Annotated in this window: 16 protein-coding genes, 1 pseudogene and 1 riboswitch; of the genes and pseudogenes, 10 read left to right on the top strand and 7 right to left on the bottom strand. The window is 70.6% G+C overall.

What is annotated here, in order from left to right; translation table 11 throughout:
- Positions 1–470 precede the first annotated feature (470 nt).
- The 3 genes from gyrB (at position 471) to ACIOGX_RS20315 (ending at position 5,820) form a co-directional block, all read left to right on the top strand.
- Complete coding sequence (gene gyrB, locus ACIOGX_RS20325) at positions 471–2,525, top strand: DNA topoisomerase (ATP-hydrolyzing) subunit B (protein ID WP_401914907.1); 2,055 nt, start codon at positions 471–473, stop codon at positions 2,523–2,525.
- Between the two features lie 314 nt (positions 2,526–2,839).
- Complete coding sequence (cdgB, locus tag ACIOGX_RS20320) at positions 2,840–4,561, top strand: diguanylate cyclase CdgB (RefSeq protein ID WP_356514943.1); 1,722 nt, start codon at positions 2,840–2,842, stop codon at positions 4,559–4,561.
- 221 nt (positions 4,562–4,782) lie between these two features.
- Positions 4,783–5,820, top strand: coding sequence for a CBM35 domain-containing protein (locus tag ACIOGX_RS20315; protein ID WP_401914903.1), 1,038 nt, complete (start codon positions 4,783–4,785; stop codon positions 5,818–5,820).
- Between the two features lie 3 nt (positions 5,821–5,823).
- Here the strand turns inward: ACIOGX_RS20315 and ACIOGX_RS20310 are convergent, their stop codons facing one another.
- From ACIOGX_RS20310 to ACIOGX_RS20295, 4 genes and pseudogenes are all read right to left on the bottom strand, one after another.
- The gene (locus ACIOGX_RS20310) at positions 5,824–6,684 is read right to left on the bottom strand and encodes a ketose-bisphosphate aldolase (RefSeq protein WP_401768016.1); all 861 of its coding nucleotides are present in this window, start codon (positions 6,682–6,684) and stop codon (positions 5,824–5,826) included.
- A gap of 60 nt (positions 6,685–6,744) precedes the next feature.
- The gene (locus ACIOGX_RS20305) at positions 6,745–7,689 is read right to left on the bottom strand and encodes a 1-phosphofructokinase family hexose kinase (RefSeq protein WP_401768018.1); all 945 of its coding nucleotides are present in this window, start codon (positions 7,687–7,689) and stop codon (positions 6,745–6,747) included.
- A 167-nt stretch (positions 7,690–7,856) separates the two neighbouring features.
- The gene (gene nagA / locus ACIOGX_RS20300; protein WP_401914900.1) at positions 7,857–9,041 is read right to left on the bottom strand and encodes an N-acetylglucosamine-6-phosphate deacetylase; all 1,185 of its coding nucleotides are present in this window, start codon (positions 9,039–9,041) and stop codon (positions 7,857–7,859) included.
- 161 nt (positions 9,042–9,202) lie between these two features.
- A pseudogene (locus ACIOGX_RS20295) lies at positions 9,203–10,117 on the bottom strand (ROK family protein); the annotation flags it as partial.
- Positions 10,118–10,396: 279 nt separating this feature from the next.
- On the opposite strand from ACIOGX_RS20295, the gene ACIOGX_RS20290 reads away from it, so the two are divergent.
- From ACIOGX_RS20290 to otsB, 3 genes are all read left to right on the top strand, one after another.
- Positions 10,397–11,647, top strand: coding sequence for an ABC transporter substrate-binding protein (locus tag ACIOGX_RS20290; protein WP_383962488.1), 1,251 nt, complete (start codon positions 10,397–10,399; stop codon positions 11,645–11,647).
- 11 nt (positions 11,648–11,658) lie between these two features.
- Positions 11,659–11,946, top strand: coding sequence for a DUF3263 domain-containing protein (locus ACIOGX_RS20285; protein ID WP_401914897.1), 288 nt, complete (start codon positions 11,659–11,661; stop codon positions 11,944–11,946).
- Positions 11,947–12,020: 74 nt separating this feature from the next.
- Positions 12,021–12,863 carry a trehalose-phosphatase gene (gene otsB / locus ACIOGX_RS20280; RefSeq protein ID WP_356514955.1) on the top strand — a complete coding sequence of 281 codons (843 nt, stop codon included), beginning with the start codon at positions 12,021–12,023 and terminating at the stop codon, positions 12,861–12,863.
- A 51-nt stretch (positions 12,864–12,914) separates the two neighbouring features.
- Here the strand turns inward: otsB and ACIOGX_RS20275 are convergent, their stop codons facing one another.
- From ACIOGX_RS20275 to ACIOGX_RS20265, 3 genes are all read right to left on the bottom strand, one after another.
- Positions 12,915–14,345 carry a trehalose-6-phosphate synthase gene (locus ACIOGX_RS20275; protein ID WP_356514957.1) on the bottom strand — a complete coding sequence of 477 codons (1,431 nt, stop codon included), beginning with the start codon at positions 14,343–14,345 and terminating at the stop codon, positions 12,915–12,917.
- Positions 14,346–14,507: 162 nt separating this feature from the next.
- A complete protein-coding gene (locus ACIOGX_RS20270) occupies positions 14,508–14,702 on the bottom strand; it encodes a hypothetical protein (protein ID WP_356514959.1) in 195 nt (64 codons plus the stop codon).
- Between the two features lie 38 nt (positions 14,703–14,740).
- On the bottom strand, positions 14,741–15,760 hold the full coding sequence (locus ACIOGX_RS20265; RefSeq protein WP_401915128.1) for a glucosyl-3-phosphoglycerate synthase: 1,020 nt from the start codon (positions 15,758–15,760) through the stop codon (positions 14,741–14,743).
- Positions 15,761–15,928: 168 nt separating this feature from the next.
- Positions 15,929–16,058: riboswitch (SAM riboswitch) on the top strand.
- 17 nt (positions 16,059–16,075) lie between these two features.
- Between ACIOGX_RS20265 and thrC the strand changes: the two genes are divergently transcribed.
- From thrC to groL, 4 genes are all read left to right on the top strand, one after another.
- A complete protein-coding gene (gene thrC, locus ACIOGX_RS20260; RefSeq protein ID WP_356514961.1) occupies positions 16,076–17,377 on the top strand; it encodes a threonine synthase in 1,302 nt (433 codons plus the stop codon).
- 52 nt (positions 17,378–17,429) lie between these two features.
- Positions 17,430–17,705 carry a ubiquitin-like small modifier protein 1 gene (locus ACIOGX_RS20255; RefSeq protein ID WP_356514963.1) on the top strand — a complete coding sequence of 92 codons (276 nt, stop codon included), beginning with the start codon at positions 17,430–17,432 and terminating at the stop codon, positions 17,703–17,705.
- Between the two features lie 368 nt (positions 17,706–18,073).
- The gene (locus ACIOGX_RS20250) at positions 18,074–18,277 is read left to right on the top strand and encodes a cold-shock protein (RefSeq protein ID WP_005315736.1); all 204 of its coding nucleotides are present in this window, start codon (positions 18,074–18,076) and stop codon (positions 18,275–18,277) included.
- 385 nt (positions 18,278–18,662) lie between these two features.
- Entirely contained in the window at positions 18,663–20,288 is a 1,626-nt protein-coding gene (groL, locus tag ACIOGX_RS20245) for a chaperonin GroEL (RefSeq protein ID WP_129767105.1), read from the top strand.
- Positions 20,289–20,382 lie beyond the last annotated feature (94 nt).

The raw sequence follows: 20,382 nt of genomic DNA, 5'->3' as shown, positions 1-20,382 counted from the left end.
GGAGAAGACGCTAGCCCCCGGCGGCCCGCGCCCGCATCGGGCCAGGGGACCAGCCCGGTCCTAGGACCAGGAGCCGCCATGTGAGCGCCTCCGCCCCCACCCCCGCCGCTCTGTCCCTCGTTCCCTCACGCGCTGTCACACCGGCGAAAAAGCCCTTGTAACCCGACGCGTTGAAGCGCCCGGAAACCCTCTGTGTGTCATCCTCCTGGATTTTCCCGCCGATCGGGCAGGGGGGATTGGCTGACGGGATCGGAGGCGACGAGAGGGGCGTCTACGGGGCTTCTCGCCCTGGGTCCGCGTGGGACCTTCGGTAATCTGAGAAGCGCCCCGTCGCCCTCCCGGCGCCGGGATCCGCGGGCCCGGAGGGTCCTCTTCGGCCTGCCCGCGACACGTTTTCCGTCCAGCGATCCAACCGCTCTCGCGCCGTGGCGCGCGGCAGCGCGGTTCGCCATGCCCGAAAAGAGAGCCTTGTGACTACTTCCGGCGCTCCCACCGCCCCAGCGACCCCCGAGAGTTCCGGCGTCGAGCAGAACGGCCATGCCGGGTCTGCCGCGTATGACGCCCACGCGATCACCGTCCTGGACGGGCTGGACGCGGTACGCAAGCGGCCAGGGATGTACATCGGCTCCACGGGCGAGAGGGGGCTGCACCATCTGGTGCAGGAGATCGTGGACAACTCCGTCGACGAGGCGCTGGCCGGGGTGGCCGACCGGATCGACGTGACGATCCTGGCCGACGGCGGCGTGCGGGTGACCGACAACGGGCGCGGCATCCCGGTGGGCACGCACCCGGTGGAGAACAAGCCGGCCGTGGAGGTCGTCCTGACCGTGCTGCACGCGGGCGGCAAGTTCGGGGGCGGCGGGTACGCCGTCTCCGGCGGTCTGCACGGTGTGGGCTTGTCGGTGGTCAACGCGCTGTCGACGAGGCTGTCGGTGGAGATCTGGACCGACGGTCACCGGTGGACCCAGGAGTACAAGGGCGGAGCGCCCACAGCGCCGCCGGCCCGCCACGAGGCCACCTCGAAGACGGGTACGTCCCTGACGTTCTGGGCCGACGGCGGCATCTTCGAGACCACCGCGTACTCCTTCGAGACGCTGGCCAGGCGGCTCCAGGAGATGGCCTTCCTCAACCGGGGGCTGACCCTCACCCTCACCGATGAGCGTGCCTCGGCCCGCGCGACGGCCTCGGCCGACGAGGCGGGTTCGGACACCGCCGGGAAGCAGCCCGCGAAGACGGTCTCCTACCGCTACGACGGCGGCATCGCCGACTTCGTCGTCCATCTCAATGCCCGCAAAGGCGAGTCGGTCCATCCCTCCGTCGTCTCCATCGCCGCCGAGGACGCCGGGCGGCTGCTGTCGGTGGAGGCCGCGCTGCAATGGAACAGTCAGTTCGCCGACAGCGTCTACTCCTACGCCAACACCATCCACACGCACGAGGGCGGCACCCACGAGGAGGGCTTCCGCACGGCGCTGACCACGGTCGTCAACCGGTACGCGCGTGAGAAGAAGCTGCTGCGCGAGAAGGACGGCAACCTCACGGGTGAGGACATCCGCGAGGGTCTGACGGCGATCGTCTCGGTCAAGCTGGGGGAGCCGCAGTTCGAGGGCCAGACCAAGACCAAGCTGGGCAACGGCGAGGCCAGGACGTTCGTACAGAAGGTCGTGCACGAGCACCTGACGGACTGGTTCGACAGCAACCCCAATGAGGCGGCCGACATCGTCCGCAAGGCGACGCGGGCGGCCACCGCCCGGCTGGCGGCCCGCAAGGCCCGGGACCTGACCCGCCGCAAGGGCCTGCTGGAGTCGGCGGCCCTGCCGGGCAAGCTGTCCGACTGCCAGTCCAGCGATCCGGCGAAGAGCGAGATCTTCATCGTCGAGGGCGACTCCGCCGGTGGCTCGGCCAAGTCCGGCCGCAACCCGCGCTACCAGGCGATCCTTCCCATCCGCGGCAAGATCCTCAATGTCGAGAAGGCCCGTATCGACAAGATCCTGCACAACCAGGAGGTCCAGTCGATGATCTCCGCGTTCGGCACGGGCGTGCACGAGGACTTCGACATCGGGAAGCTCCGGTACCACAAGATCATTTTGATGGCGGACGCCGACGTCGACGGCCAGCACATCAACACCCTGCTGCTGACCTTCCTGTTCCGCTTCCTGCGGCCTCTGATCGAGCAGGGGTACGTCTACCTCTCCCGCCCCCCGCTCTACAAGATCAAGTGGGGCCGGGAGCACGTGGAGTACGCCTACTCCGACCGCGAACGCGACGTACTGCTGGAACGGGGCCGGCGGGACGGCCGCCGGGTCAGGGACGACTCCCTCCAGCGGTTCAAGGGGCTGGGCGAGATGAACGCCGAGGAGCTGCGGATCACGACCATGGACCAGGAGCACCGCGTCCTGGGCCAGGTCACCCTGGACGACGCGGCCGTCGCCGACGCTCTCTTCTCCGTCCTGATGGGTGAGGACGTCGAGGCTCGGCGCTCCTTCATCCAGCGCAACGCCAAGGACGTACGCTTCCTCGACATCTGATCGCACCGGCGATATCGGATCGCGCCCGCTCTCTCCGCATCTGATCGCGCCCGCTCTCTCCGCCGCCGTCGTCAACGCCCGCGCCCGCGTCCCCCGGGGGCCGTCGTAAAATTTGCGTTCACGAAAGGTGTGGAGCGCTCCCATCAGGCTTTTCGCCTCTTGATCGGATCATGTGACTTGACTCACAGAGTGGGGTAATTGTTGACCCTGTGTACCGAGCGCGCAGCTCCCTGTGATTCAGTGGCGATGCCAGTGCAAGACGAGAGCCGATGAGAATCCTGGAGTTGCTGTCGAGGTCTCGGGGAGAGCGAGCAATGGAGACCGAGTCGGAGCCGTATGTCCGTCTTGCGACCCTGCGGCAGCTGCATGAGGCCGTCGCCGAACTCAACACCGCCCGCAGCCTGGCGGACACCCTCCAGACCGTGGCCGACGGGGTCGTCTCCGGGCTCGGTTACGAACTGGCCTGCGTCAATGTCGTCCAGGCCGACGGCGACCTCGTCGTCGCCGCCTTCGCCGGAAGCGCCGCCGCGGAAGCCCTGATCACGGGCCGCGTCGGCTCCCGGGCCTCCTGGGAGCGGCGGCTGCTGATGGGCGAGAGCTGGGGCGAGCTGCGCTTCATACCGCACACCGAGGGCTGGGTGCTGCTGGAGGACGACGTTCCGCAGTGGTACACCGAGGGCCCGGATCCCCGTTTCGAGGACGAGTGGCATCCGCAGGACCGGCTCTACGCCCCGATGTACGCCTCCGGTGGCGGCAGCGAGCTGCTCGGCGTCATCTCCGTCGACCGGCCGCGCGGCGGGCGCCGTCCGGGCCCCTGGGGGCAGGAAGCGCTCCAGATGTACGCGTCCCAGGCCGCCATTGCGATCAGTAACGCTCGCCTCCGAGCAAATATGCAGCGCGCGCTGGTCCGTCTCGAACGCGAACAGCAGGCGCTGCGCGCCAGTGAGGAATCCTTCCGTCAGGCGTTCGAGTACGCACCCAGCGGGATGGCCATCGCCGAGATGGGCGGCGACCAGCACGGCCGGCTGCTGCGGACCAATGACGCGCTCTGCCGGCTGCTGGGCCGCCCGGCCTCCGCGATGCGCCGCCACTCGTTCTCCGATCTGGTCCACCCCGAGGACATCGGGACCCTCCTGCGCACCTCCGCCGAGGGGGGCCGCGCAGAACTGCGGCTGCTGCGGCGCGACGGCACGTACGTCTGGGTCTCGCTGCGCAACTCCGTGGTCGCCGACACCGCCGACGGCCCGCGCTTCCTGCTCACCCACGTCGAGGACATCGAGGAGCGCAAGAGCCGCGAACTCCAGCTCGCGCACCGCGCCTCGCACGACTCGCTCACCGGCCTGCCGAACAGCGCCGAACTGCGCTCCCGCCTCAGCGCCCGGCTCTGTTCGCGGCCCCACGCGATGCGCGAGACCGCGGTCGAGGCGCTGGACGCGGCGTACGGAGGGTACGAGGGCACTGTCCTGTACGAGCCCGGATACGACGCGTACGACGGCTATGACGGCTACGACCAGTACGAGGAGCGCGGCGGCCGGCAGGGCGGCGGGCGCTCCGCCGTCCCCGCGGTCGGCGGCGTGCCCCTCGACCACCATGTGCACATGGTCGCGCCCAGCGACGACCCCGAGGCCGACGACGGGACGAAGGGCCTCGCGGTCCTCTTCTGCGACCTCGACGGCTTCAAGTCCATCAACGACCGGTTCGGCCACAACACCGGCGACGCGGTGCTGATCGAGGTCGCGCGCCGGCTGACCACGGGCGTACGGGACGGGGACACCGTCGCGCGCCTCGGGGGTGACGAATTCGTCGTTCTCGCGGACGGGCTCGGTTCGGCGGACGCCGCCGATCTCGCCGTACGGCTGCGGAACGCGATCATTCCGCCGATCAGGGTCGACGGCCGGGCGGTCCGGGTCGGGGCGAGCTTCGGGATCAGCTGGGCGAGCTGCGGGATGTCGGTTGAGGAAGTGCTGCAATCCGCTGACCAGCGGATGTATATCGAGAAGCGATCGCGGAGCAAGGTTCACCGGCGTGCGGGGTAGACGCTCATGGACGGGTCCTCGGGACGTGTCGGGCCCCCGGAACGGGTCGGAAGGCATGTTCCGGAGTTGTTCGGGACAGGGCTGCGACATGTCCGCGATCCGTTGTTCATCCACGGGGCGCAGACTGGCTGACACCCCTCAAGGCCCGTCCGTGGCCTTGCCCATTCGAGGTAGGCTCGGCCGGTCGGCGACGCTGGCGAGATGGTAAGGAGTGACCAGGGATGACGGCCGGGAACAACGGCGCTAGCACGCCCGAGGACGACGATCCGTTCGGCTATCTGTACGAGGACGGACAGGCGGCGGGCGCCAATCAGCGACGCCAAGGCGGCTACGGCTACCCCGGTCCGGCCGCGCAGCCTGGCGTGCCCAGGACGTCGTACAACCAGGTCAGGACGGTCGGCGAGCGCCAGTACGGCCAGCAGCAGGCGGCCCCGCCGCAGCAGCCGCAGTACGGTCAGCAGCAGTACGGCCAGGGCGGCCAGGCTCCCTACGGCCAGCAGCAGGCGTCCTACGGCCAGGCGCCGTACGGCCAGCAGCAGAACCCGCACTACGCGGCCCCCGAGACCCACCCCGGCGGTGCCACCACCCGTCAGGTGCCGGCACAGCGGGGCGGCGGACGCGGCAGCGGCCCCAACACCAAGGGCCTGCTGATCGGCGCGATCGCCGTCGTCGCGGTGGTCGTGATCGGTATCACGGCCGCGCTGCTCAGCAACGGCGACGACAAGAACGACGGCGCCGACGCGACCCCGTCCGGTGGCCCGGTCCCCTCGGCCGAGCAGCCGCAGCAGCCCACCGACGGGGCGAGCGGCAAGGACGAGACGTCGCCCGACGGGATCGGCCTCCCCAAGCAGGACGCGGCGACCCTCCAGCTGGGCCCGCCCGCCGCCCTCGCGACGGACATCGAGGGCGCCCAGGGCACCAACGGTTCGTATGTGACCGGCTTCAACGCCGTCGGCGCCTCGGTGACCTGGACCGCCGACATCGAGAAGGCCGGCTCCTACGCGCTGTCCGTGCGCTACGCGATACCGGCCAAGGACGCCAACGCCACCCTGACCGTCAACGGCAAGGCGAACAACTCCCCCCTCGGGCTGAAGAACTTCATCAGCTCCGACGACCCGGACTGGTCGAAGAACTGGCAGACCACGTGGGCGCCGGTGGAGCTCAAGAAGGGCAAGAACACCCTCAAGATCTCCTGCGAGCAGGGCAATCAGTGCGACGCCATCCTCGACTGGCTGGAGGTCACGCCCCCCAAGGGGTAGTGATCACGTCGTCGCGGAGCCGACCGCCCGCAGGAAGTCCGCCACCGTCCCGGCCATCGCCTCGCGAGCCGGGACGAGGTATTTCCGGGGGTCCACCGTCGTCGGGTGCGCCGCGAGGTACGCGCGTACGGCGCCGGTGAAGGCGGTGTTGAGGGCCGTACCCACGTTGATCTTGACCATGCCGGAGGCGACCGCCCGGCGGATCTCCTCGTCCGGGACACCGGACGAGCCGTGCAGGACCAGCGGTACGGGGACGGCGTCGCGCAGCGTGGCGATCAGGGTGTGGTCCAGGGCGGCCGTGCGGTGCGTCATCGCGTGGGACGAGCCGACCGCGACGGCCAGCGCGTCCACGCCGGTCTCGGCCACGAAGACGACCGCCTCGGCCGGATCCGTCCGTACCCCCGGGGCGTGTGCGTCGAGGGACGGCTCGCCGTCCTTGCCGCCCACCGCGCCCAGCTCCGCCTCGACCCAGATGCCGTGGTCATGGCCCCAGCGCACGGCTTCGGCGGTGGCCGCGAGATTCTCCGCGTACGGCAGCTTCGACGCGTCGAACATCACCGAGCTGAAGCCGGCCCCGGGCGCGGCCCGCAGCAGCGCGGCCGATTCGACATGGTCGAGATGGAGGGAGAGCGGCGCGGAGGAGGCGCGGGCGACGGCCGCCGCGGCGGCGGTGACCGCGCCGGGGTCGCCGCCGTGGAACGTCACCGCGTTCTCCGATATCTGGAGGATCGCGGGCGCCCCGGCCCGCTCGGCGCCGGTGGCGATCGCCTCGGCGTGCTCCAGGGTGATGACGTTGAACGCGGCGATCCCGTGGTTCCCGGCCCTGGCGGCCGTGACGAGTTCACCGGTGCTGACGAGTGGCATGTGTCCCTCAGTTCTTCCAGCGCGCGGACAGTTCTTCCAGCGCGCGGATCGGTTCCGGCGCTACGGCCCGGGGTGTTCCGTGACCGTCACCCGCGGCAGCAGCTCCTCGTACGCCTCCGCGTCGAACTCGCCCGCCGTCGGCGCCAGGACCGTCGCCGTGGCCAGCGCGACCGCGCGGGCCAGCCGGGCCGGCCAGGGCAGCTGCTCGACGAGACCCGAGAGCAGCCCGGCCACCGCCGAGTCGCCCGCGCCCGTCGGGTTGCCCTTCACGGGCGCGGGCGGGGTCGCCTGCCAGAGACCGTCCGGCGTGGCCGCGAGGATGCCGTCGGGTCCGAGCGAGGCGATGACGGCGTGCGCGCCGCGGCGGCGGGCGTCGCGCGCGGCGCGCAGCGGCTCGCGGGAGCCGGTGAGCCGGGCGAGTTCGTCGGCGTTCGGCTTGACCAGATCGGGGCGGGCGGCGACGCCGCGGCGCAGCGGTTCGCCGCTGGTGTCGAGGAGCGTCGGCACGCCCGCCGCACGGGCCCGGCGGATCAGTTCGGCGTACGCGCCGACATGGATGCCGGGCGGCAGGCTGCCGCACAGGGCCACGGCGTCGGCGCCGGTGAGCAGCCGCTCGTACGTGGCGAGGAAGGCGGACCACTCGCCGGACGAGACGGTCGGGCCTGGCTCGTTGAGCTGGGTGGTGTCGCCGCTGGCCTCGTCGACGACGGCGAGCGTGCGGCGGGTGGACCCGGAGATCGGTACGAGGGCGTCGGCCGGCCGGCCCCTGGAGCCCTCGGGGCCGCAGCCGGCGAGCAGTTCCCGTAGCACGTCGCCCGTCCGGCCGCCCGCGAACCCCGTCACCACCGACTCGTGGCCCAGCGCCGACAGCACCCGTGCGACGTTCAGGCCCTTGCCGCCGGGGCGCTCGACGACCTCGCTGACGCGGTGCGTCGTGTGCGGGATCAGCTCGGGGGTGCGGTAGGTGATGTCCAGCGCGGCATTGAGCGTGACCGTCACGATCATCCGTCGCACCCCCGGGAAAACGCGCTCATGTGGCCGATATCCGCTCGGCCGATTACCGGAGCGATCATGCCAAACAGAAGGCGGTAGGCCCAGACCCCGAGCCGACCGCCTTCGTATGGCTTTCTTCTGGTTTGCGGTGCAATCGGATGACGTGCCGCTTAATGGACCTACTGGGGTTCAATTACCCATTCGCCCTTGTGCAGGACACCCTTGACCGAGAACTCCTCGTCCAGGACCACCAGGTCCGCGTCCTTGCCCGGCTCCAGCGAACCGACCTTGTCGTACACGCCCAGCAGCCGCGCCGGATTGGCGGAGATCGCCTGGACGATGTCCTCCACCGGCAGCCGGTCCACCGTCGCCGCCCGCTTGAACGCGATGTCCTGGGTCAGCGTGGAGCCGGCGATCGAGCCGCCCTCCACCAGCCGCGCGACGCCCTCCTTGACCTCGACCGCGAGCGGGCCGAGCTGGTAGCGCCCGTCGCCGAACCCGGCCGCGTCCATCGCGTCCGTGACGAAGGCGACCCGGTCCGCGCCCGCGCGGTGGAAGGCCAGCTCCAGGGCCGCGGGGTGCAGATGCGTGCCGTCGTTGATCAGCTCGACCGTGACCCGCTCGTCCTCCAGCAGCGCGGCGATCGGCCCCGGGGCGCGGTGTCCGAGCGGCGGCATCGCGTTGAAGAGATGCGTCGCGACGGTCGCGCCCGCGTCGATGGCCCGCATGGTCTGCTCGTACGTCGCGTCCGTGTGGCCGACGGCGGCGATCACGCCGTGCTCCACGAGCAGCCGTACGGAGTCGATGCCGCCCGGCAGTTCGGTGGCGAGCGTGACCATCCTGGCCGTGCCGCGCGCCGCGTCGAGCAGCTTGCGGATCTCGGCCGGGTCGGGGTCGCGCAGCAGCGCCTCGCTGTGGGCGCCCTTGCGGCAGGGCGAGATGAACGGGCCCTCGAAGTGGATCCCGGCCAGCTCGCCCTGCTCGACCAGCTCGGAGAGGAAGCCGGCGCGGTGGGCGAGGAAGTCCATCTCGCCGGTGACGGTGGAGGCGACGAGGGTGGTGGTGCCGTGCTCGCGGTGCGTGCGGATGCCCTTGAGCACGTCGGCCACCGAGCCGGAGGTGAACGAGGCGCCGCCGCCGCCGTGGTTGTGCATGTCCACGAAGCCGGGGACGATCCAGTGGCCGGAGAGATCCAGCGAGGCGGCGTCGTCGCGGGCGGCGCCCGCGATCCGGCCGTCCTCGATGATCACCCGCCCGCCGTCCACGGTTCCGGTGGGCAGCACCACCCGGGCGCCGGTGAGAACGGTGCTGTCGGCGCGTGGGGTGCGTGCGGCGTGCGCGGCGCGTGGGGCGCTAGCGGCCATCAGGCGGATACCTCCGTGGCGAGTGGATCGTCGGCGGGCGGGTCGTTGTCGTCGGCGGGTCGGGCTTCCGCGGGTCGGGCTTCCGCGGGTCGCGTTTCGGTGGGTCGCGTTTCGGTGGGGCGTACGTCGGCGGGTCGTGCGTCGGCGGGGAACCCGGCGGCGGCGAGCAGGTCCCAGGCGAGCAGCCCCGCGCCCAGACAGCCGGCGGTGTCACCGAGGGCCGCCGGGACGATCTCGGGCAGTTTCTGGAACGTCACCCGCTTCTCGACCGCCGCCCGCAGGGGTGTGAACAAGGTTTCCCCGGCTTCGGCGAGACCGCCACCGATGATCAGCGTCCGGGGGTCGAGCAGGGTGAGCGCGGTGACCAGTCCGGCGGCGAGCGCGTCGACCGCGTCCAGCCAGACCCGTACCGCCGCGGGGTCGCCGGATTCCACGGCCTTCGCGCAGTCGGCGGCGTCCGCCTCCGGGTCGCCGCTCGCCGCCGCCCAGGCGCGGGTCACGGCCGCGGCGGAGGCGAGGGTCTCCAGACAGCCGCGCTGCCCGCAGCCGCAGTCGGGCCCGTCGGGACGGACCACGACATGGCCGATCTCGCCCGCGTACCCGTGCGCGCCGGCCTCGATGGTGCCCGCGATGCCGATGGCCCCGGCGATCCCCGTGCCCAGCGGCACGAACAGGAACCGGTCGGCGCCCCCGCCCGCGCCGAGCCGCCCCTCGGCGAGCCCGCCGGTGCGCACGTCGTGCCCGAGCGCGACGGGCACGCCACCGAGCCGGGCGCCGAGAAGATCGCGCATCGGTACGTCGCGCCAGCCGAGGTTGGCGGAGTACACCGCGATACCGCGCTCGGCGTCGACGATGCCGGGCACGGCGACCCCGGCCGCGACGGCGCTCTCGCCGAAGTGCTCGATGCCGTACGCGCGCAGGTCCGCGGCGAAGCCGAGGACGGTCTCCACGACGGCCTCGGGCCCGCGCTCCCTGCCGGTCGCCCGCCGCGCCTGATACAGCAGCGCGCCGTCCGCCCCCACCAGGGCGGCTTTCATGCCGGTGCCGCCCACATCCAGGGCGATGACGTGTCTCACGTGAACAGTCTCGCGCGTAGACCCTTGAAAGGTCTAGTCCACTGTCCCGGATTGTTGAGTCTCCATACAAACGCGCGACCCGGATGAGCGATGGGACGGGCGTTGCCCAGATGGGACAGGCGTTGCCCAAGTGAGATCAACCCCAGGTGGACCCCAAACCTCCGGATGAGGGAAAATCACTTGCCTCTATAACAGTGCGTCACGGGGGACCGACCGGGGCCTTACGCGCAATCGAAGAACAAGGGCGGGAACACAGCCGTGCGACAGCGCTATCTGGGAATGACCGCGGCGATAGCCGCATGGGGCATGACGATGGCGCTGGCCGGCTGCGGCAGCACGGGAGGGTCCGAGGACGAGGTCACCCTCAAGGTCGTCGCCGCGGACTACGGCACCAACTCGGAGAACTCCTCGGAGAAGTACTGGTCCGCGCTCGCCTCGGCGTTCGAGTCCAAGAACCCCGGCATCAAGGTCGACGTCAACGTCCGCCCCTGGAAGACCGTCGACAGCGATGTCGCCACGATGGTCGAGGAGGGCGAGGCGCCCGACATCGCACAGGTCGGCTCGTACGCCAACTACGTGAAGCAGGACAAGCTTTACGCGGCCGACGAAGTGCTCTCCGTCCCCACGCAGGCGAACTTCCTCTCCCAGCTCTCCGACGCCGGCAAGGTCAACCGCGTCCAGTACGGACTGCCGTTCGTCGCCTCCACCCGGCTGCTCTTCTACAACACGAAGCTCTTCGACCAGGCCGGTCTCGACGCCCCGAAGAACTGGGACGACATCCAGGCCGACGCCGAGGCGCTCAAGTCCATCGGTGTGACCACGCCGTTCGCGCTGCCGCTGGGCTCCGAGGAGGCACAGGGCGAGACCCTGATGTGGCTGCTGAGCGGCGGAGGCGGCTACACGGACACCGCCGACGGCTCGTACAACATCGACTCGCAGCAGAACATCAAGACGTTCGAGTGGTTGCAGAAGCAGCTCGTCGGCAAGGGGCTGACCGGCCCCGTCGCCCCCGGGAAGCTCGACCGCGCCATCGCGTTCAAGGCGTTCACCAGCGGTCAGGTCGGCATGCTCAACGGGCATCCCTCCCTGATGGAGGAGGCCGCCAAGCAGGGCGTCAAGGTCGGGATGGTGCCGCTGCCCGGCGTCAACGGCAAGGCCAAGGCGTCCATGGGCGTGGCCGACTGGATGATGGCCTTCAAGCAGAACGGCCACCGCACGGCGATCGGCACGTTCCTGGACTTCGCGTACGACGACAAGAACGTGATGTCCTTCGCCGCGCAGTACGACCTGCTGCCGGTCACCTACAGCGCGAACGAGGCGATGGCGGCGGACCCGCAGTACGGGGACCTGCGCAAGTTCCTGGACGCGCTGCCCACCTCCGAGCTGCTCCCGTACGGCAAGAACTCGTGGGCGAGCGTGAGCGAGAGCTTCAAGAAGAACATCGGCAAGGCCGTCGAGCCCGGCGCCAGCCCGTCGAACGTCCTCGGGGGGATCGCCAGGGACGCGGCGGCGGCCGAGGCCGCCGAGTAGCGTGTGGTCATATGACCGCGCCTGAGCCCGCCGAGTCCGCCGAGCCCGGCGGTCCCGCCGCTCCCGCCGAGCCCTCGGGGCTGTCCGAGCGGGACCGCGCCGTACTCGCCATGGAGCGGCGCGGCTGGCCGGGGCCCGGCGCCAAGGAGCGGGCGATCAGGGAGGGGCTCGGCCTGTCGCCGACCCGCTACTACCAGCTGCTGGGCGCGCTGCTGGACGATCCGCTGGCGCTGGAGCACGACCCGGTGACGGTGAACAGGCTGCGGCGGATCAGGGACGAGAAGCGCCGCCGCCGTTAGGGCAGAGGCCGCCGGGGAAGCCCCATTGGCCGGACAGGCCCCCCGCGGCGGCGGGCGCCGATAGGCTCGGGGGCATGGGCAGCACCCCGTACCCCCTGCCGAAACCGGCCACCCCCGCAGGCGCCGACGCTCTGGCCGCGCTCCTCGCGCGGCCGGGCGAGGCCGTCGTCGCGTTCGACTTCGACGGCACCCTCGCCGAGATCGTCCCCGACCCCGAACAGGCCCGCGCGCACCCGCGCGCCGTCCCCGCCCTCGCCGCGCTCGCGCCGCACGTCGCGTCGGTCGCGGTCGTCACCGGCCGCCCGGCCGGGGTCGCCGTGCGGTACGGCGGCTTCGCCGGAGTGCCGGGCCTGGACCATCTCGTGGTCCTCGGCCACTACGGCGCCGAGCGCTGGGACGCCGTCTCCGGCTCCGTCCACACCCCCACCCCGCACGAGGGCGTCGCGGCGGCCCGCGCCGAACTCCCCGGCGTCCTCGACCGGTTCGGTGCCTGGCGCGGCACATGGATCGAGGAGAAGGGCCAGGCGGTCGCGGTCCACACCCGCCGCGCCTCCGACCCGCAGGCCGCCTTCGACGCCCTGCGCGACCCGCTCACCGAACTGGCGGCCCGCCACGGCCTGATCGTCGAACCGGGCCGGATGGTCCTGGAGCTGCGCCCGCCCGGCGTGGACAAGGGCGTGGCACTGCTGGAGTACGTACGCGAGGTCGGCGCCAGGACGGTCCTGTACGCGGGCGACGACCTGGGCGACCTCCCGGCCTACGCGGCGGTGGAGAAGCTCCGCTCGGACGGCTGCCACGGCCTGCTGATCTGTAGCGGCACGGAAGTACCCGAACTGGCCGAGCGCGCCGACCTGCTGCTGCCGGGACCGGCGGCGCTGGCGGACTTCCTGGCCGCGCTGGCGGAGGCGATGGCCTGAGAGACGGCCGGCGCGCCCGGTCCGGAGCCCCCCCGGGCGCGTCGGGCGCCGTCAGGCGCGCAGCGCCGTCAGCTGGTCCAGGAACCACTGCTTCGGCGGCAGCGCCGTCGCCGCCGCGGCCAGCCGCTTGGCGCGTTCCGCGCGCTCGGCGGCCGGCATGGTCAGCGCCTCGTGGAGGGCCGTCGCCGTGGCGCTGATGTCGTACGGGTTCACCACGAGCGCGTCCTCGCCCAGCTCCTCGTACGCCCCCGCCTCCCGCGACAGCACCAGCGCGCAGCCGCGCTCGGAGACGAGGGGGATCTCCTTCGCGACCAGGTTCATGCCGTCGCGGATCGGGTTGACCAGCGCCACGTCCGCCAGCCGGTAGGCGCCCAGGGAGCGGGCGAAGTCGTCCTGGACATGGAGGACGACCGGGACCCAGCCCTCCGTGCCGAACTCGGCGTTGATCCCGTCGGCCACCCGCTGGACCTCGGCGGTGTACTCGCGGTAGACCGCCAGGTCCTGCCGGGACGGGTAGGCGAAGGCGACATGGACGACGCGTTCGCGCCATTCGGGACGGTCGGTCAGCAGCAGCCGGTAGGCGAGCAGCCCGCGCACGATGTTCTTCGACAGTTCCGTACGGTCCACCCGGACGATGGTCTTCCGCTCCTCGCCCGCGCTCGTACGGCCGATCTGCCCGCGCAGGGTGACGATCCGCTCGTCCACGTCGGGGCGGTGCGCGCGCTCGCGCAGGAAGTCGCCGTCCGCGCCGAGGCCGTGCACACCGATCGCGGTGTTGCCCGTGCCGCCCAGCAGCTCCGTACAGCACGCCGTGAAGGCGTTTGCCCACCGGTGCGTCAGGAAGGCCGCGCGGTCCGCGCCGAGGATGCCGCGCAGCAGCTGGCGCGCGATGTCGTCGGGCAGCAGCCGGAAGTAGTCCACCGGCGCCCAGGGCGTGTGCGAGAAGTGCCCGATCCTCAGGTCGGGGCGCAGGGCGCGCAGCATCCCGGGCACCAGCGCCAGGTGGTAGTCCTGCACCAGCACGGCCGCGCCGTCGGCCGCCTCGTCGGCCAGCGCCTCCGCGAAGGCGCGGTTGTACGTCTCGTACGACGCCCACCGCGCGCGGAACTCCGGGCCGAACGACGGCTCCAGCGGGGTCTGGTAGAGCAGGTGGTGGACGAACCAGAGCGCGCTGTTGGCGACGCCGTTGTACGCGTCCGCGTACACCTCCGGCGCGATGCCCAGCATCCGTACCCGCTGGCCGCCGGTGTCGCCGGTGTCGAGCCGGCCGCCCGTGCGCCGTACCGCCTCGCGGTCGCCGTCCCCGAGCGCCGCGCACACCCACACCGCGTCCGCGTCCTGCCCGATGGCCGACAGGCCGGACACCAGCCCGCCGCCGCCCCGCTTGGCCTCCAGCGCGCCGTCGTCGCGCAGCGTGTACGAGACGGGGCCGCGGTTGGACGCGACGAGGACCTGGGCCTGGGAGGGCGGCTCGGTAACCATGTGCCGAAACCTAGCCCGTCACGGAAACGCTCAAACGTACGGACGCGGCCATGTCGGCGGCTGTGTCGACCGTCACGGAGGCGGCACCGCCGTCAGTCCCGCCGGCGTCACGGGGACGCCACCGCCGTCAGCCCCGCCACCGTCACGGAGGCGCCACCGCCGTCAGTCCCGACGGCCGCGCAGGGCGGCCAGCGCGACCACCCCGGCGCCGCTCAGCGCGAGCACCACCCCGCCCAGCAGCCACAGTCGCTCGGTGGCGCTTCCCGCCCCGGCCATTCCCGCCTCGGCCAGGTGCGCGTGCACGGCGGCGGCCAGCGGCCCGGTCAGCGCTCCAGCCCACACATGATTCATGCCCATAACCGGGCAATCTAGATAATTCACATGATCGCACTCCGTTACGCCGCGCGTCCGGCCGTGTACTCCGCGATCTCCCGCACCGGCGGCCGTTCCTCCGTGTCCACCGCGTGCGTACGCGGCACGAAACCGTGCTCGCCGCGCTCGAACTGCGTCAGCTCCGGCCGTACCAAGTGCGCCCGGGACAGCCTCAGCTGCGCCGTACGGTAGATCGCCGCGGCCATCCGCCCCAGCGCCCGTTCGTCCTGGTGGCGGTGGATCCGCACCCCGACGTCGACCTGCCCCAGCGCGTCGAGACCCGCCGTGTGCAGCGCGTCCACGAGCAGCCCCAGCTCCACGCCGTACCCGACGGGGAACGGCAGCCGTTCCAGCAGCGAGCGCCGCGCCGCGTACTCACCACCGAGCGGCTGTACGAAACCGGCCAGCCGGGGCCAGTGCAGATTGAGCAGCGGCCGGGCCACCAACTCGGTCACGCGCCCGCCCTGACCGCCCTGGCTCCCCCGACCTTCCTGGCTCCCCTGGCCACCCTGGCTCTCCCGGTCTCCCTGACCGGGGTGTCCAGCCGCGGGCTGGAGCAGCGGGCGGTCGTACATCGCCTTGACGAACTGCACGTCCTGGTCGGTCAGCAGCGGCCCCACGATCCCCGACACGAAATCGGCCGAAAACCTCCGCAGATCGGCGTCCACGAAGCACACGACCTCGCCGCTCGTCACCAGCAGCGACCGCCACAGCACCTCGCCCTTGCCGGGCAGGGCCGGCAGCCGCGGCAGTATCGCGTCCCGGTGCTCCACGCGCGCTCCCGCCGCCTCGGCGACCGCGGCCGTACGGTCGGTGGAACCGGAATCGACCACCACCAGTTCATCGACGAGCCGCACCCGCTCCATCAGTTCGCGCCGGATCACGGACACGATCTCGCCGACCGTCTCCTCCTCGTTCAGCGCCGGAAGGACCACACTCACCGTCGTCCCGCGCGCGGCCTTCGCCACCATCAGCCGGTCGAGCGGGCGGTCGGCCACGGACCAGGAACGCCTGGTCAGCCAGTGCTCCACCTCTTCCAGCACGGTCGGTACTCCCTGTGCGTGTGCCATGAACGTGATCCATCTCGCGGTGCGGACCACTATCTCAACCGTCCGTTCCTTCGGTTACAGTCTTGAACAACACGAATGACCCACGCATGCCGGGGGTCGTTACGTGGAAAAACGCACCGGACCCCGGGTCCGGTGCCATAGCGCTCATCCAGAGGGACTGAGGGAACGGCCCGTTGAAGTCCCGGCAACCCTCCCGCCGACCATTCGAGGTCACGGTGGGGAAGGTGCCAATTCCGTCTCGTGGCGAAGTACGTCGCGAGGAAGATGAGGAGAAAGGGCCTCGCCTCCATGGCTGTGCAGACCGCCGAACAGAACACCGGCTCCGACACCGGCGCCGTTGATCTCGGACCCGCCGCCGCACTCTCGTGCCGCGAATGCGGACAGCGCTTCGACCTCGGACCGATCTTCGCCTGCGCCGACTGTTTCGGGCCGCTCGAAGTCGCGTACGACCTGCCGAGCGGCACCCCCGAAGAGCTGAAGAAGCGCATCGCCGAGGGCCCGGACAACATCTGGCGCTACGCGCCGCTGCTGCCCGTCCCCGCCGACGTGGCCACGAAGCCCAACATCAACCCCGGCTTCACCAAGCTCGTCAAGGCCGACAACCTCGCCCGTGAACTGGGCGTCACCGGCTCCCTCCACATCAAGGACGACTCCGGCAACCCGACGCACTCCTTCAAGGACCGTGTCGTCGCCATCGCCGTCGAGGCCGCCCGCGCCTTCGGATTCACCACGCTCTCCTGCTCCTCCACGGGCAATCTGGCCGGTGCCGTCGGCGCCGCCGCCGCCCGCGCCGGCTTCCGTTCCTGCGTCTTCATCCCGCACGACCTGGAGCAGGGCAAGGTCGTCATGGCGGCGGTGTACGGCGGTGAACTCGTCGGCATCGAGGGCAACTACGACGACGTCAACCGCTTCTGTTCCGAGCTGATCGGCGACCCGCTCGGCGAGGGCTGGGGCTTCGTCAACGTCAACCTGCGCCCGTACTACGGCGAGGGCTCCAAGACGCTGGCGTACGAGATCTGCGAGCAGCTCGGCTGGCGGCTGCCCGACCAGATCGTCGTCCCGATCGCCTCGGGCTCGCAGCTCACGAAGATCGACAAGGGTCTCCAGGAACTGATCAAGCTCGGTCTGGTCGAGGACAAGCCGTACAAGATCTTCGGCGCCCAGGCCGAGGGCTGCTCGCCGGTGTCCACCGCCTTCAAGGCCGGACACGACGTCGTACGGCCGCAGAAGCCGGACACCATCGCCAAGTCCCTGGCGATCGGCAACCCGGCCGACGGCCCGTACGTCCTGGACATCGCCCGCCGTACCGGCGGCGCCGTCGAGGACGTCACCGACGAGCAGATCGTCGACGCGATCAAGCTGCTGGCGCGCACCGAGGGCATCTTCGCGGAGACGGCCGGGGGTGTGACCGTCGGCGTGACGAAGAAGCTGATCGAGGCCGGTGTCCTCGACCCGGCGCTCACCACCGTCGTCCTGAACACCGGCGACGGCCTCAAGACGCTCGACGCCGTCGCCCCGACGACGGGCCCGACGGCGACCATCCGCCCGAGCCTGGACGCGTTCCGCGACGCCGGCCTGGCCGGCAGCTGACGACCACCACGACGTTTCCGACGTTTCGGAAGACGGAAGGCAGAACACCACCATGAGCGTCAACGTCCGCATCCCCACCATTCTCCGTACGTACACCGGCGGCAAGGCCGAGGTCGCCGCCGAGGGGGCGACCCTCTCCGAGGTCATCCAGTCCCTGGAGGCCGACCACCCGGGCATCGCCGGCCGCGTCCTGGACGACCAGGGCAAGCTGCGCCGCTTCGTGAACGTGTACGTGAACGACGACGACGTCCGCTTCGAGCAGGGCCTGGAGACCGCCACCCCGGCCGGCGCCGGCGTCTCGATCATCCCCGCGGTCGCCGGAGGCTGACGCGCCGGATTTGCTCCGCTCTGTGACTGGAACGGCCCCCTCCGTGAGAGAAGCGGAGGGGGCCGTTCTACATGGTTGAGCGGGGTACAGTATGGGAACGCCCCGCTGTCGCCGCCGTCGAAGGCATGCGAGAACGCGACAACATGAGGCCGATGTCGGAGTGCCGTATGCGCCGTAGGTGCGCTTTGCCCGGCCCGACTTGCCCTGGAACGCTGGGAATTCATCTCTATGTGTGTTCGGCCATGCCCAGAATTCTCGTCCGATTGACCTGTTGCAGAGGGCAGTTGGGCAGATACATTCAGCCGCGGTCGACGCGTTCCGGCGCGAAGTGTGGCCCCGTGCAAGGGCCAGTAATAGGGGAGTTAGGCATGGCTCAGGGCACCGTCAAGTGGTTCAACGCGGAGAAGGGCTACGGCTTCATCGCGGTAGACGGTGGTGCGGATGTATTCGTCCACTACAGCGCGATCCAGATGGACGGTTACCGCACCCTTGAAGAAGGTCAGCGAGTGGAGTTCGAGATCTCGCAGGGCCAGAAGGGTCCGCAGGCGGACATGGTCAAGCTCGCCGTCTGATCCCGGCGCGATCGGCCACCGACGCACTGACGTACACGTACTCACGCCGAAGGGTCCGCATCCCGAACAGGGGATGCGGACCCTTCGGGCGTTCCCGGTGCCCCCGTCTCCATGGTCATGGGCGGCGCGGGCACCGGGCGGCGGGGGTCATGGGAGCTTGCACTCTCGGGGGTCGAGTGCTAATCATTGGCGTTAGCACTCTGCAAGTGAGAGTGACAACTTAAGGACCGGGTCGGTGAGGCCCGAAGAGCCGGTGGGGCAAGGAACCGCCCGGCTCTCAGGCCGTCCGTCGCGGGCGCCAGCACGGTCCGTGAGCAATCCTTCCCCAAGCTCTCAACTGCGTTCGAGCAGGGGAGACCCCATCCGTCCGGGAGGACCACTTCACATGGCCAAGATCATCGCGTTCGACGAGGAGGCACGGCGCGGTCTCGAGCGCGGGATGAACCAGCTCGCCGACGCCGTCAAGGTCACCCTTGGCCCCAAGGGCCGGAACGTCGTCCTCGAGAAGAAGTGGGGCGCCCCCACGATCACCAACGATGGTGTGTCCATCGCCAAGGAGATCGAGCTCGAGGACCCGTACGAGAAGATCGGCGCCGAGCTGGTCAAGGAAGTCGCCAAGAAGACGGACGACGTCGCCGGTGACGGTACGACCACCGCCACGGTGCTCGCCCAGGCGCTGGTCCGCGAGGGCCTGCGCAACGTGGCCGCCGGCGCCAACCCGATGGCCCTCAAGCGCGGCATCGAGAAGGCCGTCGAGGCCGTCTCCGGTGCCCTGCTGGAGCAGGCCAAGGACGTGGAGACCAAGGAGCAGATCGCTTCGACCGCCTCCATCTCCGCCGCCGACACCCAGATCGGCGAGCTGATCGCCGAGGCCATGGACAAGGTCGGCAAGGAAGGCGTCATCACCGTCGAGGAGTCGCAGACCTTCGGTCTCGAGCTTGAGCTCACCGAGGGCATGCGCTTCGACAAGGGCTACATCTCGGCGTACTTCGCCACCGACATGGAGCGTATGGAGGCGTCCCTGGACGACCCGTACCTCCTGATCGTCAACTCCAAGATCGGCAACGTGAAGGACCTCCTTCCGCTGCTGGAGAAGGTCATGCAGTCGGGCAAGCCCCTGCTGATCATCGCGGAGGACGTCGAGGGCGAGGCGCTGTCGACCCTGGTCGTCAACAAGATCCGTGGCACCTTCAAGTCCGTCGCCGTCAAGGCCCCGGGCTTCGGTGACCGCCGCAAGGCCATGCTCAACGACATCGCCATCCTCACCGGCGGCACGGTCATCTCCGAGGAGGTCGGCCTCAAGCTGGAGAACGCCGGCCTGGACCTGCTGGGCCGCGCCCGCAAGGTCGTCATCACCAAGGACGAGACCACCATCGTCGACGGTGCCGGTGACAGCGACCAGGTCGCCGGGCGGGTCAACCAGATCCGCGCCGAGATCGAGAACAGCGACTCGGACTACGACCGCGAGAAGCTCCAGGAGCGCCTCGCGAAGCTGGCCGGCGGCGTGGCCGTCATCAAGGCCGGCGCCGCGACCGAGGTCGAGCTCAAGGAGCGCAAGCACCGCATCGAGGACGCGGTGCGCAACGCCAAGGCCGCCGTCGAGGAGGGCATCGTCGCCGGTGGTGGCGTGGCTCTGCTCCAGGCTTCCTCGGTCTTCGAGAAGCTTGAGCTGACGGGCGACGAGGCGACCGGCGCGCAGGCCGTCAAGCTCGCGCTGGAGGCCCCGCTCAAGCAGATCGCCGTCAACGGTGGTCTTGAGGGCGGCGTTGTGGTGGAGAAGGTCCGCAACCTGCCGATCGGTCACGGCCTGAACGCCGCGACCGGCGAGTACGTCGACATGATCGCCGAGGGCATCATCGACCCCGCGAAGGTGACGCGCTCTGCCCTGCAGAACGCCGCCTCCATCGCGGCGCTGTTCCTCACCACCGAGGCTGTCATCGCCGACAAGCCGGAGAAGGCCGGCGCGGCCCCGGCCGGCGGCGGCATGCCGGGCGGTGACATGGACTTCTGAGCCTGACGGCTCGGACCTGGTCCATGGTCTGAAGTGACCGAGGGCGGTACCCCTTCGCGGGGGTGCCGCCCTCGGGCTTTTCCGTGAGGCTTCG

This window comes from Streptomyces sp. NPDC088147 (assembly GCF_044741565.1).
Lineage (GTDB): Bacteria > Actinomycetota > Actinomycetes > Streptomycetales > Streptomycetaceae > Streptomyces.
This window is presented reverse-complemented; position numbering and strand designations above follow the sequence as displayed.

Bases quoted from the DNA above. Each gene is read 5' to 3' on its own strand.
- nagA (WP_401914900.1), bottom strand. From the start codon at position 9,041: ATGGCCGCTAGCGCCCCACGCGCCGCGCACGCCGCACGCACCCCACGC.
- ACIOGX_RS20310 (WP_401768016.1), bottom strand. From the start codon at position 6,684: ATGCCACTCGTCAGCACCGGTGAACTCGTCACGGCCGCCAGGGCCGGG.
- ACIOGX_RS20270 (WP_356514959.1), bottom strand. From the start codon at position 14,702: ATGGGCATGAATCATGTGTGGGCTGGAGCGCTGACCGGGCCGCTGGCC.
- ACIOGX_RS20305 (WP_401768018.1), bottom strand. From the start codon at position 7,689: ATGATCGTGACGGTCACGCTCAATGCCGCGCTGGACATCACCTACCGC.
- thrC (WP_356514961.1), top strand. From the start codon at position 16,076: ATGGCTGTGCAGACCGCCGAACAGAACACCGGCTCCGACACCGGCGCC.
- ACIOGX_RS20285 (WP_401914897.1), top strand. From the start codon at position 11,659: ATGACCGCGCCTGAGCCCGCCGAGTCCGCCGAGCCCGGCGGTCCCGCC.
- ACIOGX_RS20315 (WP_401914903.1), top strand. From the start codon at position 4,783: ATGACGGCCGGGAACAACGGCGCTAGCACGCCCGAGGACGACGATCCG.
- ACIOGX_RS20275 (WP_356514957.1), bottom strand. From the start codon at position 14,345: ATGGTTACCGAGCCGCCCTCCCAGGCCCAGGTCCTCGTCGCGTCCAAC.
- ACIOGX_RS20250 (WP_005315736.1), top strand. From the start codon at position 18,074: ATGGCTCAGGGCACCGTCAAGTGGTTCAACGCGGAGAAGGGCTACGGC.
- cdgB (WP_356514943.1), top strand. From the start codon at position 2,840: ATGGAGACCGAGTCGGAGCCGTATGTCCGTCTTGCGACCCTGCGGCAG.
- ACIOGX_RS20290 (WP_383962488.1), top strand. From the start codon at position 10,397: ATGACCGCGGCGATAGCCGCATGGGGCATGACGATGGCGCTGGCCGGC.
- ACIOGX_RS20255 (WP_356514963.1), top strand. From the start codon at position 17,430: ATGAGCGTCAACGTCCGCATCCCCACCATTCTCCGTACGTACACCGGC.
- groL (WP_129767105.1), top strand. From the start codon at position 18,663: ATGGCCAAGATCATCGCGTTCGACGAGGAGGCACGGCGCGGTCTCGAG.
- otsB (WP_356514955.1), top strand. From the start codon at position 12,021: ATGGGCAGCACCCCGTACCCCCTGCCGAAACCGGCCACCCCCGCAGGC.